Origin of the sequence: Natroniella acetigena (assembly GCF_023227745.1) — a bacterium.
GTDB lineage: Bacteria > Bacillota > Halanaerobiia > Halobacteroidales > Halobacteroidaceae > Natroniella > Natroniella acetigena.
The window spans coordinates 19809-32774 of the sequence record NZ_JALKBX010000008.1 but is presented as its reverse complement, the minus strand read 5'-3'; the positions used below and the strand labels follow the sequence as shown (position 1 = coordinate 32774).

General features: G+C 34.6%; 15 protein-coding genes. 7 read left to right on the top strand and 8 right to left on the bottom strand.

Features of this window, described 5'->3' with window-relative positions:
- Window positions 1-319: 319 nt before the first annotated feature.
- Window positions 320-775 (bottom strand): cupin domain-containing protein, encoded by a 456-nt coding sequence (locus MWH25_RS03435; protein WP_428832791.1) that lies wholly within the window; start codon window positions 773-775, stop codon window positions 320-322.
- A gap of 180 nt (window positions 776-955) precedes the next feature.
- Here MWH25_RS03435 and MWH25_RS03430 point away from each other — a divergent pair, with 180 nt between their 5' ends.
- The 7 genes from MWH25_RS03430 (at window position 956) to MWH25_RS03400 (ending at window position 6467) form a co-directional block, all read left to right on the top strand.
- Window positions 956-2107 (top strand): aminotransferase class V-fold PLP-dependent enzyme, encoded by a 1152-nt coding sequence (locus MWH25_RS03430; protein WP_248625818.1) that lies wholly within the window; start codon window positions 956-958, stop codon window positions 2105-2107.
- Between the two features lie 120 nt (window positions 2108-2227).
- Entirely contained in the window at window positions 2228-2797 is a 570-nt protein-coding gene (gene mnmM / locus MWH25_RS03425; RefSeq protein WP_248625816.1) for a tRNA 5-(aminomethyl)-2-thiouridylate-methyltransferase MnmM, read from the top strand.
- Between the two features lie 275 nt (window positions 2798-3072).
- The gene (gene mnmL / locus MWH25_RS03420) at window positions 3073-4017 is read left to right on the top strand and encodes a tRNA modification radical SAM protein MnmL/YtqA (RefSeq protein WP_248625814.1); all 945 of its coding nucleotides are present in this window, start codon (window positions 3073-3075) and stop codon (window positions 4015-4017) included.
- A gap of 15 nt (window positions 4018-4032) precedes the next feature.
- Window positions 4033-4395, top strand: coding sequence for a response regulator (locus MWH25_RS03415; RefSeq protein WP_248625812.1), 363 nt, complete (start codon window positions 4033-4035; stop codon window positions 4393-4395).
- Between the two features lie 337 nt (window positions 4396-4732).
- Window positions 4733-5401: a diguanylate cyclase gene (locus MWH25_RS03410; protein WP_248625810.1), complete on the top strand. Its 669-nt coding sequence runs from the start codon at window positions 4733-4735 to the stop codon at window positions 5399-5401.
- A 712-nt stretch (window positions 5402-6113) separates the two neighbouring features.
- Window positions 6114-6260: a hypothetical protein gene (locus MWH25_RS03405; RefSeq protein WP_248625808.1), complete on the top strand. Its 147-nt coding sequence runs from the start codon at window positions 6114-6116 to the stop codon at window positions 6258-6260.
- 12 nt (window positions 6261-6272) lie between these two features.
- Window positions 6273-6467 (top strand): hypothetical protein, encoded by a 195-nt coding sequence (locus MWH25_RS03400; RefSeq protein ID WP_248625806.1) that lies wholly within the window; start codon window positions 6273-6275, stop codon window positions 6465-6467.
- Window positions 6468-6636: 169 nt separating this feature from the next.
- Here MWH25_RS03400 and MWH25_RS03395 read toward each other — a convergent pair whose 3' ends face one another.
- The 7 genes from MWH25_RS03395 to MWH25_RS03365 form a co-directional block, all read right to left on the bottom strand.
- Complete coding sequence (locus MWH25_RS03395; RefSeq protein ID WP_248625804.1) at window positions 6637-7287, bottom strand: DUF3786 domain-containing protein; 651 nt, start codon at window positions 7285-7287, stop codon at window positions 6637-6639.
- A gap of 40 nt (window positions 7288-7327) precedes the next feature.
- Window positions 7328-8764 (bottom strand): VWA domain-containing protein, encoded by a 1437-nt coding sequence (locus MWH25_RS03390; protein ID WP_248625802.1) that lies wholly within the window; start codon window positions 8762-8764, stop codon window positions 7328-7330.
- 58 nt (window positions 8765-8822) lie between these two features.
- A complete protein-coding gene (locus MWH25_RS03385) occupies window positions 8823-9701 on the bottom strand; it encodes an AAA family ATPase (protein ID WP_248625800.1) in 879 nt (292 codons plus the stop codon).
- 167 nt (window positions 9702-9868) lie between these two features.
- Complete coding sequence (locus MWH25_RS03380) at window positions 9869-10516, bottom strand: DUF3786 domain-containing protein (RefSeq protein WP_248625797.1); 648 nt, start codon at window positions 10514-10516, stop codon at window positions 9869-9871.
- 249 nt (window positions 10517-10765) lie between these two features.
- Window positions 10766-11005, bottom strand: coding sequence for a YkuS family protein (locus MWH25_RS03375; RefSeq protein ID WP_248625795.1), 240 nt, complete (start codon window positions 11003-11005; stop codon window positions 10766-10768).
- Between the two features lie 531 nt (window positions 11006-11536).
- Window positions 11537-11977, bottom strand: a complete 441-nt coding sequence (locus MWH25_RS03370; RefSeq protein WP_248625794.1) for a hypothetical protein — start codon at window positions 11975-11977, stop codon at window positions 11537-11539.
- 277 nt (window positions 11978-12254) lie between these two features.
- Window positions 12255-12944 carry a hypothetical protein gene (locus MWH25_RS03365; RefSeq protein WP_248625792.1) on the bottom strand — a complete coding sequence of 230 codons (690 nt, stop codon included), beginning with the start codon at window positions 12942-12944 and terminating at the stop codon, window positions 12255-12257.
- Window positions 12945-12966 lie beyond the last annotated feature (22 nt).

Genomic DNA, 12966 nt, shown 5'->3' with positions numbered 1-12966 from the left:
TATGAAAATTATGGATAATAATTAATAATAAAACATTGATTGTTTTACTAGTTACAGACCAACCAAGAACAATTAACAACTGGACAAACTAAAGAAGTTAAATTAGTTGTTGGGTGGTTTTAGAGTTTGCTTGATTGCTGAGCTTAAGGGGGCTGATGCTTCTTTAAGCTATTTTTTCATGTTAGATTTTAAAAAGCTTCCAAGTATGATATCATAAGAGGAGGAATTGAATATAATAAGGTCAAAAATCTAAGCCACAGGGTTTAGCCTGTGGCAGAAGGACGGTGCAGGGAGGTTGCTCGTATTTTTATTTTCTGTGCTACTTTTCAGCATCTTCTTTAGTTTCATCAACTGTACCACGTGGATGCTCAGGTGGAGCATAAATAGAGTACAATTTAAGTGGTCTACGACCTGTATTGATCAGATTGTGCCATTTGCCAGCAGGGATAAATATTGCATAGTCAGTATAGACTTTTTCTTGAAAATCTAACTGATCTTTTCTATCTCCCATCTTAATAATTCCTTGCCCTCTTTCAATGCGGATGAATTGGTCATGGTCAGGATGAACTTCTAAACCTATGTCATCACCAGCCTTGATGCTCATTAAGGTAAGTTGCAAATATTCTCCTGTCCATAAAGCAATGCGGTAATAATCATTTTGTCTAGTAGCTGCTTTAATATTAATCACAAAGGGAGCTGGCCCATAATCCTTTAACTCAATAAGTTCTTTCGGGGAACGGGGGTTGATTATATAATCATCACTCATATTGCTCATTCCTTTCTTAAGCTTTTTTATACTATATGTTATAGGTTTAGGATAAGTTCTTGGTCTCATAAAAAGCATATTTACTTATGAGCGAAAATTATTGCCTATAGGAACTGAAGAATATTGCAAGCAGGTTGATTTTAAAAAGCTTCTAATTATGGTATCATAAGAGGAGAGGAGGAATTAAGAATGATTTATTTAGATAATGCAGCCACAACATTTAAAAAGCCAGATATCGTCTATGATGCTGTAATGGATACCTTAAAGAATAATGCTGGTAATCCCAGTCGGGGAAGTAATCGAATTGCTTTAGCAGCAAGCCGAAAGATCTTTGAGAGTCGACAGAGAGTAGCAGAATTTTTTAATGTCAAAAATAGTGACGAGATTATTTTTACCAAGAATGCTACTGAAGCCAGTAATTTAATCCTTAAAGGCTTACTTGAAGCAGGAGATCACATCATTATAAGCAGTTTAGAGCATAATGCTATCTATCGACCTCTAAATAGATTGCAGCAGGAACTAGGAATTGAGTTAACCATAGTAGATACCGAAGTAGCTAAGGTGGATTTTTTGAGCCAAGTAGAAAGGGCGATTAGAGAGGAGACAAAGTTGCTAGCTGTTACTCATGCTTCCAATCTGACAGGGAATATCTTACCTGTCAAGGATTTGGGAGAGTTGGCCCAACAAAAGGGGATAGCTTTCTTAGTAGATGCTGCTCAGAGTGCTGGAACTTTGGAGGTAAATGTTGAGGAATTAAAGGCTGATTTTGTGATCTTTACAGGCCATAAGGGATTCTTTGGCCCGCCAGGTGTAGGTGGAGCCTATATTAATGCGGAGTTTGAACTGCTTCCTTTGCTAGAAGGAGGTAGTGGAGGAAATTCTAAACAGAAATTGAATCCTGATTTAGTGCCTGATAAATATGAGAGTGGAACCTTGAATACTCCAGCAATTGCTGGTTTAGGAGCGGGGATTGAGTTTATTAATGATATTTCTTTAGAAAATATAAGGGAGCATAAACAAGAGTTACTGAAGCGAACAACTTCTGGTTTAGAAGAGATTGCTGGTCTTCGGATTTTGGACTCTAAGATCAGTCAACGAAGAGTAGGGATAGTTGCTTTTAAAATTGAGGGGCTTGAGTCAGCAGCAATCGGTGATTTGCTGGATAAGGAGTATGAGATTGCAGTTAGAACCGGTCTGCATTGTGCACCGTTGGCCCATCAGAGTCTTGATAGTTATGATCAGGGTGCAGTAAGGATTAGTTTTAGTTATTTTAATACAGTTCAGGAAGTAGAGCTTTTCTTAGAGGCAGTAAATGAAATAACAACCAAAAGAAGGTATTGAGATGGAGAAGCTTTTAATTATATTTCCTAATATGCATAATGTATTTTTAGCAGAAGAGCTATTTTTAACAAAAGGATATGATTGAAGTTAAGCTTTATATTAATAAGGAGGAGACTGAAGTTGAAGCAAGATTTAAAGCAAGCGGTTGAATTTTCTCATTCAATTTTAACAGAGCAGTTACAAGCAGGGGCCAACGTAATAGATGCTACTGTTGGTAATGGCAATGATACTGAATTTTTAGCAGAATTAGTAGGAGCTGAAGGGCAGGTCTGGGGTTTTGATATCCAAAGCCAGGCGATTGAAACTACTAAAGATAAACTAGCAGAGTCTGAATTGTTAGAGCGAGTAACCTTAATTCAGGTTGGTCATCAGAAGTTAGGTCAATATATTAGTGCGGAGATTGATGGAATTTTATTTAATCTGGGTTACTTACCAGGAGCAGATAAGGAGGTTACTACAACAGTAGAGACTACTTTACAAGCAGTCAAAGCTGGGTTAGAGAGATTAGTTGAAGGTGGAGTAATGGTAATTGTGATCTATACCGGTCATCAAGCTGGAAAAGAAGAAGCAGAGGCTCTGTTAGAGTATGCTCAAGGCTTAAATTACAAAGAATATAATGTACTACATTATCACTTTATTAATCAAGCTAGCAAGCCACCAGAAGCACTAGTTATAAAAAAAAGAGGCTAAAGAGCATTGAATAATGAATATTGAATATTTAATAATTAAAAAGCATTAAATGATTTGATCATAAAAAGCATCAAGATATTTTCCTGTACTACATATAGTATACTCTAGAATGGTTATCTACTATATACAGTATGTTTTTGATGGTTTTATAATTGATTAGACCTTTTGGGGGTTGAACCATTAAATATCAAATGAATTTTAGTTGTTTTTTTGGTTTCAATTATTCAATATTAAGTATTGAATATTAAATGTGTTTTACCGCGGGGGTTGAAAAAATGAAAAAATATTATCGTTATTCTGATTATTTGAAGCATAAATATGGAACAAGAACCTATAAGATTCCAATTAATTTAGCACTTACCTGTCCTAATCGTGATGGGAATATAGCCGAGGGTGGTTGTATATACTGTGGTGAAGGAGGGGCTAGTTTTTCCGAGGATCAAGAAGTAAGTATGGATGAAGTCTTACATAAAAAAGAACGGATTGCTGAGAAATATCGGGCTGAGAAGTTTATTGCTTACTTTCAGAATTTCACCAATACATATCTGCCTTTAGACCAACTATTGAACAATATTGAACAGGTGTTAGGGATAGATGAGATTGTGGAGATTGCTTTAGCTACTAGACCGGATTGTATCAGCCAAGACTATATAGCCCAGATTATGAAGTTGATCGAAGAATCAACTTCTGAACCTACGCTTACCTTTGAGTTAGGTTTACAATCAACCAATTATCATACATTAGAAGCGATCAATCGGGGTCATACACTTGCTGAATTTATCGATGCAGTACTGACTGCCCATCAATATAATGCCGAAATAGGAGTCCATATCATACTGAACTTACCTGGTGATGATAAGTTTGATGCTAGAGAGGCAGCTAAGATAGTATCAGCATTGAAGGTAGAGAATGTAAAGTTACATGCACTCTATATTAGAGAGGATACTCAGTTGGCTCAACAGTATCAGCAAGGGCAGCTAGAGATGATATCATTGGCTGAATATATCGATCGGGTGATTGAATTTCTGGAATATTTAGATCCCAAGATAGCGGTGCAAAGATTGATCGGGAAGGCTCCTAGGGAAGGTACGTTGTTTATAAATTGGGATTATAACTATGATCAGATCAATAACTTTATTTTAGAGGAGATGGAGAGAAGGGATAGTTGGCAAGGGAAGAAATTTGATTATTTAGATGGTAAAGCTTTGGCTAAGCTATAAAGGGGAGGAAACTGAATGGGAATTTTGATTGTTGATGATTCGCAGAGCCTTCGGCTATTGTTGGCCCAGATATTTAAAGAGGAAGGCTATCAGAAATTATATTTTGCCAGTTCGGCTCAAGAGACATTTGCAACCTTGAAATTGCAAGAAAAAAAAGGTAATAGAATAGATCTGATATTACTTGATATTGTGATGCCAGAAATGAATGGTATCGAAGTCTGCCAGAAATTAAAACAGGAGCCGAATTTGAAGAGTATTCCTGTAATTATGGTTACCTCTAAGACCGATGTTAGCTCTCTAGAACGGGCCTTTTCTGCTGGTGCTATTGATTATTTGACGCTCCACGGGGCAAGCCCAACGTGGATTCCTCATTCCTAGAAACGAGCCTATGTCAACCTAATATCAATTATTAGATTTGGTAGGTCTTACAGTTTCTCCAGAGGCTTAGAATCCCGTACGCCCTACGGTACTGACGATTAAGGAATTCTGATACCTTGAATATTTTATGTAGCAAAGGAGCTTGGTTATCGCTTAATTCTTGCTACAACCCTATATATTCAGTTGTTAGATTTACCTTAACTTATTATTAGTATATCATATTTCAAAAATAATATCGAATTATTTTTGAAATAGCACTTACATCCTGAGGGCAAGCCCGTCAGGTTTTACGTGCAAAAGATTTATAACTAAGCCGATTCAAAAGGTGGAACTGTTGGTGAGAGTTAATTCAATACTTAGGCTTAGTAAAGAGATCAAGAAGCGTAAAGAGCGGGAAAGAGAACTTGAAGAAAAGACTCAGTTATTAGCAGAACTTAATAAAAAATTAGAAAAGGTCAACAAGAAATTAAAAGTGCTGGCTTCTAAGGATGAGCTAACCGGTTTTGCTAATAGAAGATTGCTTAATCAAACATTGAAGAGGGAATGGAAGAGAGCGAGACGTAAGGCGGCTTCATTGGCTTTGATTATGATAGATCTTGACTACTTTAAAGAATATAATGACAATTACGGACATCAAGCAGGTGATAAATGTTTGCAGAAGATAGCAAAGAAATTTGAAGAATTTGTACTCCGTCCTGCTGATTTAGTAGCCCGCTATGGAGGGGAAGAGTTTGTTGTGCTCTTACCAGAGACAGGGTTGAGTGGAGCAATTAAGGTTGCTGAAAGGATTAGAACAGGGGTAGAGAGTTTGAAACTGCCCCATCAAGATTCTCAGGTTTCTGATTATGTAACGATCAGTGCAGGAGTAGCCATAGCTAAACCGGAGAGTAATAATGGATTAGAGCAACTTATTAAAGTGGCTGATGAGGCTCTCTATCTAGCCAAAAAAGAGGGGCGGAATCAAGTTAAAGCTGAATGTGAATTAATTAGGGGTGTTAGTAGATAGAAAAAATCTAAGAGCGGATTTTTTCATCACGAAGGGTTCGCAGAACCCGGAGGGGTAGTAAGAAACAAATGTACAATGTACAATTTACAGTTAAAACCCAAGTTATAGAGAGTAATAAAAAAATCTAAGAGTGGATTTTTTCATCACGAAGGGTTCGCAGAACCCGAAGGGGTAGTAAGAAACAAATGTACAATGTACAATTTACAGTTAAAACCCAAGTTATAAAGAGTAATAAAAAAATCTAAGAGTGGATTTTTTCATCACGAAGGGTTCGCAGAACCCGGAGAGAAAGAGCATTGAATAGTGAATAATGAATAATGAATAGTTAAAACAAATTTACAATTTACAATGTACAATGTACAGTTAAAATTCAAGTAATAAATAGCAACAAAAAATCTAAGAGCGGATTTTTTCATCACGAAGGGTTCGCAGAACCCGAAGGGGTAGTGAGCAGGAATAAGGGACCACCAATTAACACAAATTAAAAATAATAACTTGGTAAAAAGCTAGATGTTACTGTGAGATATCCTTCATGCCTTCATGATTGAATTTTAGATTGTAAGGTTTTGATTTTATTGGAAGAATTATGCGACTACGATAAGGGCAGAGAATTTTACAGATTGATTTTAAAATTTTGATTGTAATTTTTTAATTTGAAAAGTTATACTAGACATTAATTGTTAATATGAAAAATATACGGGAGGGGAAATGAGTGAAAAAATTTGTTAGCTTCCTTTATAAGTTAGCTAGAGTTGCCAATGATGTTGAGACGTTATCGAGTGGTGATCCGAAAAGGGTAGCTAAGCGAGCTAAAAATAAGGTGATTGGACGTAAATTAATTAGAAAATTAATGAAATAGGAGGGATTAATAATGAAAATTATTGAAGAGAGAAAAATAGGTGAGAAGTTAACTGTTGGTGTTCATAAAGAACATGGAGAAATTGGGATCTTTATAGCTTCTGAAGATGTATCAGCTAGTTGTGCTTTTAGACCAGAGGAATGGGAAAATTTTGTTGAAGTGATCAATGAAGCAGATCAGTTGCTTAAAAAGAATGAATCAGAATAAAATTGCCAAGTGGCAATTTTAGTTTAAGGTTAAGTCCGAGTTTAAGCTAAAACTAAAAATCAAATAATAAAAAAACCCTATTCTAAGATGTTAAATTAGATTAGGGTTTTTTATCTTTCTTTTTATTGGTTTTACTTATCCTTAACCTTAAACTTGGACTCAGCCTTAGTTAAAGGTTCTTAATAATTCCTTTGAAAGCCCAAACGGGTACACTGGCTACAAAAGCTAAGTCTTCTGTAGGAAGATAAGAGATTACTGAAGCATCGAAGAGAACATTGCCTGATGGTGGTAACTCATCATCTCCTTCCCAAACTACATAAGTAACTGGAATCTTAGGAAAGACAGGAATGGTAGTACTGACAGCACCGAGATCAGTTGGTTCTCCACCTAAGTATTTGCCAGCGGGAATTAATTTATCGGCATCGTTACCAAATAATCGAACTAAAGGATCGATTGCTCTCTTTTTAAAGCTGTTATAATAAAACTCGCCTCCTTTAGGTACTTCACGATAAGAGATCAATCTATCTTCAAGCGAAGCACCACTAGCTTGATTAAGATAATGTAAGATCAATACTTTAATTGGTAATTGTACTTCTCTTTCTTTAGCTGCAAAGCTTACTTTCCCTTCTGGATAACTGATTAGATAATCTTCACCAGCCATTACTAACTTAAATTTCTCTTCAGCTTGGTTATAGTCTGCTCCACTGCGCTCAACTATTCCTTCAGGTTCGAGGGTAGCTAGCTTTTCTTTTGCTTGTTTTAGGGCAACAATGTAGTTGTTCTGCTTAATTTCAGTCTTAAATCTTTTCTTTTGAGTCATTATTTAACACACTCCTTTATTTGATAAATAATTTATGATTTTAGAAAAATTTCATTTGAGCAAACTCTTTTAAATGTTTGACAGTATAACATTCGATCATTGTACTTAGCTCTTTAAAGACCTGTACTGATTTTAGATCTTCCCATTCCGACTTAGGAAGGGTATTGAGCCAGATTAAATCTTTAGCTTTACTTTTAATCTCTTTTAAAGTAGAAGCAGCATCATAGAGTTTAATCGTCTTTGTATCACTCATAATGATTAAATTCGTCTGAGGCGTTATTAAATCCATATAATCTCTTTTAAAAGTCTCTAAGGCTGTATTGAGATCGGTTGATGCTCCCCATTGCTGGCTATTACTGATGATTTCTTTTATCGTAACTTCAAAAGATCCTGCTTCAGTGAAGTAATTGGTAATTCGTTCCAAATCTTCTGAAAAACTAAAGCTTTCAATATCTTTAACTACACTGGAAATACCATAAATAAATTGCAAAATAAAAGTAGCATAACGCGCCATAGAGTCTGAAGTATCACAGATTAATAAGAATTTTGGTTTTTGAATCTTCTTCTCTTTATATTTAAGGTCTAATAATATTCCACCATATTTAATATTACTTCTGATTGTCTTTCTTAGATCTATTTTGCCTATTTTCTTATTTTGACGGAATCTACGAGAAATTTTAGTAGCTAGTCTATAGGATAAATCTTTAATCAACATTGTTACTTGTGGCAAGTCTTCTTTAGGAATTGACTTGAGATCCTTAGTGATTAAGTTATTATCGTCATTTTTAAGGTTAGAGATGACATCCTCAATTACTCGATCCATCTCTAGATCACCAGTTACTTCATGTTGAATAGAAGGCTCAGTTTTATGCTCATCATCTTCTTTTAATCTTCTTTGCCAATAACTTAAGCTACCACCGATTAATCTTTCTAAAGCAGGTTTGGTATGAGAAGAATGGCGTAGGTGACCAGGGAAGCTACTATCGATATAATTCTTGATCTTTTCTTTGATTTCTGGTTCTAATTGGCTATAGATCTCTTTTTGTTTATCAGTCAGTTCTAATTCTATTTCTTCTGTTTCTTTATCTTCTCGAACACTGTCTTTTTTAAATCTTAATTCTTCTGCGATTTCTTGTTTTGTGGCTTTTTGTTGTTCAATCTTTTTTTGATGTTGGGTCTGCTTCTGTTGTTTGCTCTCTTGCGGAATAAAAAATGATTCAAAAGCGTGATCGAAGATCTCTTTTTCATGATGGTTTTTGACTAATAGAGAGCGTAAAGTAACCTTAAATTCGTCTTTATTGATAATATCTATTAATTGTAATGATTCTAAAGCCTCAATTGATTCAGCTAGACTGACTCTAATTCCTAAATTTCTTAAAATTTGAATGAATTTAATTAGATTATGTTCTATATGGTTAACGCTTAGTTGACTAGTCATCTCTTGAACCTTTTGTTCTACATTTTGTTGGGCGCTCAATATTTTACCTCCTTTCGACTATTAACTTTCTTTAACGTGCAGCTTTATTGAACTTAAATTATGCTCTCAGCTTTTGAGTTAACTCCTTAGCCCCTACCTTCTTAAAGAGATCCAGATCATGTTTAGTCTTGAATAATAATGCTTGTGTCCTTTGAATCAGCTCTGGGCTTAGTCGATCAGCATCTAAACTCATTAGGGCTTGAGCCCAGTCTAAAGTTTCAGAGATAGACAGTTGTTTCTTGAAATCAAGGTTGGCCCGTAAATAGCTAACAGCTGTAGCTATATCCTGAGATAAATCTTCTCCAATGCCTGGAACCTTAGTTTGAATGATTTCGATCTCTTTTTCTATAGAGGGGAGGTCAATATATAAGAAGATACAGCGTCTTTTTAAGCCATCGGATAATTCACGATCAGCATTACTGGTCAAGACTACTATTGGTCGTTGTTTAGCTTTAATTGTCCCTAATTCAGGAATAGAGACCTGAAAGTCTGATAATAACTCAAATAAGAAAGCTTCGAACTCTTGATCGGTTTTATCAATTTCATCAATTAATAAGACAGGTCGCTTTTCACTCTTAATAGCTTTCAGTAATGGTCTTTCCAGTAGATATTCTGTTGAGAAAATATCCCCTTGTGAGTTATTATCTTGTTGTTCAGTCTTATTAACTTGGATATCGAGTAGTTGTTTTTGATAATTCCATTCATATAAAGCTTTATTTTCATCTAACCCTTCATAGCACTGCAGTCTGATTAATTCTGTATCAAAGGCATTACTTAAAACTTTAGCAATCTCTGTTTTTCCTACTCCAGGTTCACCAGTAATTAAGATTGGTTTTTCTATTTGTAGAGCTAAATAGACAGGAATAGTGATCTCATCGCCACAGATATAATTTTCTTCTGCAAAATTTCTTTTTAAATCATCTTTAGTAAGTTTCAAATTTATTCCTCCTCCAATTACATAACAGCTAATACCGTTATGTAATATTTTTAAGTAATAGGTATTATAATTATTTTTTTATTAAGGAAATTATGTTTTTTAAAGTTTTTGAATGAGTTACTTAATCTTGACTTAGCTTTAGCTGATGGTTGAAGGTTATTTTGTTCTTAATTACTAAATTTGAGCAATAAATGGGTTGTGTATTCGCCTAAAAAGGCTAGATCTTCTGTATGTAATTTGGTAATTACTGAAGAGTCAAATAGGACGTTGGCTCTTCCTGGCAGTTCTTGATCAGCTTCCCATAGTATATAGGTCAGTGGGATGTTAGGGAAAAATTGAACTTTAAAACTCAAGTCTCCTTTAGTTAGAAATGTTGCATTTAATTTTTTAGCAGCAGATGTTAACTTTTCAGGGTGGGAACAGAAATTATCACTGATCGGATCGATTGCCTCACGCTGAAAAGCAGCACTATAAGCATTTCCCCAAGGCAATTCTCGATAAGCTATTAACTTATTCTTTAATGGCCAATTGTTGGCCCGTAATAGGAAATGTAGAATTACAATTTGAAGACCTGGTTTTATTTCATCTGCTGTAGGACTGGTTATTTTGCCAGTCGGGTATTCGATATAATAGTTTTGATTTAGTACTGGAAGAAGGAATTGATTATCATCTTCTATGAATTTAATTCCAGTTCTAGAAGTAATTTCTTGAATTGGAGTACGGGCCAATCGTTGCTTAGCTTTTTTAATAGCAGGTGTATAACCTGACATTTGCTTACTTTCAGAAATTAGTGATTTATCAGATGAAGGTTTCATTTGATTCAACTCCTTTAGGATTGGATCTGCTTGTATGTAATTATATCAACTCTGAATAATATAATCAATTGATCTAGATGTAAAATTTATAATTATTGTTGTGAAAACCACAAAAACCGTATCCACTATTAATAATATGTAGAGAATTAGATTAACGTAGTAAAATAATATAGTAGGGCGATAATTTAAAAGTAATTTTTGCAAAAAGCCAAGCAGGCCAATCTTTAAGATTGCCCTGCTTAGCTTAAATTAAATTAATCTGTTTTCTAGTTGCTCTCTGACTTGTTCCGGGGACATGCCTTGAGCATTGATGATTTGAGCATTGGTTTCAGTATCCGTGATATTCATTGTGTTATTATCTGCTCCAGTTAAGATGATTGCATCGGCATTTTGCAGATTTTCTTGATTCAAGTTTACTATTTCATGGTCAGTTGCCTGTAATTCTTCTTTGATATTTGTTAGGTCACCTTCAATTGCAATTCTGGACATATATATACTCCTCCTATTAATTGTTCTTACTTAATATTGTGGTTGTTAATTGATTAAAAAATACACGTTATTACAAAATAGCTTAAGCTTAAGGTTGAGGTTAAGTCTAAGTCAATCGTTAAAAAAATAAGTTGATTATATTTTCAAAAAATATAATGTCTTGCAAAGATTGATCTTTTAGCTTTTTGATTATGTGATTTTGACTCTTGGTTTTAACTGTTAAATATTCAATATTCAATATTCAATATTAAATATTAAATGCTTTTAACGAGGGGAGTGGTAACCTAGCACAGTTTAAAAGAGTTAGGAGTTGAATTTGGAGAGCGTTAAGCGATTAAAGCCAACAGTTGTTAAATTATGTATTACGGTGATTAATAAGGTAGGCTGTACAGCAGATTATTTATCAGACTGTCGAGTGGATTAAGAAGTTAGGAGTTGAGATTTTGGGTGAGGGAGTTGAACGAGGGGAACAAGTTGCAGCTTTGCAAGAGTGAGGTTTTGATTTGGCCCAGGGTTATAACTTGTTTAAAATTATTCTTTTTTATGTTCTAGTCTTTGTAAAATTAATGCTAAAATTAATCCCCACAGAAAAGCGGAAGTTACATTTATCAAACTAGTTGTTGTTGAGATATTATTAAGGGGGGCGATATCATAAAGAATGACAACTGAACGAAAAATAAAAGTAAGTAAAAAGGCATATAGACCGCCCTTTACAATATTTCCTTGTGAGCTTAAATGAGGGATTAAGAGGCAGAAAAAAATACCCAAAGAACCAGTCCAAAAGATTTGAATGATTAAGATATAAACTATTTCAAAAGTATTATCAGGGATACGACCGAGCATGACAAGACCTGTCCAATCAATGAAGCGAATTTCTGTTAAATTAAAGACATAAAAAAAAGTTAAATTAATTGAGTTCATAATGATGGCACTGATTGTTCCAGCAAATAAGCCCTTATATGTTCTATCCATAAAAAAGCTACCCTCCTTATAATCTATTAGTACTCTTTCTACAGGTCTTATCAGACCTTTCGTAATAAAAACCATTTGCTAAAAAAGCCTGTTATTATAATGCTTCGCAGATAGCTAAATTGTTCTGCTCCCGTCTAATTGACAATTGACTCCATCTTTGTAAAGCGTCCTACGACTAAATATTTTATCTTCTAATATTTTTAGCAGGTGGAAGGATAATTATGCAACAAAGTTGAAGAGAAAAGAAAAAAGAAGATTAGCTTGGCTAATCTTCTTTTTAATAATCAACTTTTAATCCCAATGAAACTCCGCTTGCACTACCATTAAGTGTTCCTATGGCACGATAGCTGATTTGACCTCTGAAATTACTTCTTAAATTAAATTCCATCCCAATTTGACTATCGAAAAGGAAGCCACCACGTTCTAGATCAGGATCATAAGCTATGTTGAGATCAGAGAATAGATTATGATCATCCCAGCGAGAACGGCTCAATATTCCAACTACGAAATAGGTTTGATTTATGCTGTTTTCTAAATTAGTAGGTCTATCTCCATCCTCATCTAAAATATCTCCTCGGTAATTTTTAAAGCCTGCTTGGACAGCATTCAGACTAGATTCAGTGACAAACAAGCTATGGCGTGGGATGTATTGTACCATCACATCAAATATTGGCCCTTCTGTTGGATAGAAAGAGTAACCTTCTTTAAAATTCTGTCCTGGATAAATAAAATCTATTGGCTGTTCCTCATCATTAAAAGCAGTTAATTTAAAGTTAAGAGCAGTCTGGTCATTGATTCCTACTCCTACTAAGAATGATTGTAATCTTAATTGTGGATCAACTCGAAAACTGTCTATTTTATAGGTTCGGTTCCCTTCTCCCGTTGTAAAAGTAGCAGATGCAGTTGTCGAAAAGATAAATATTAATAATATAACTAATAATAGAGTTGACTTCTGGTGTTTAATCATTATTTTAGCTCCCTTCTTTCTG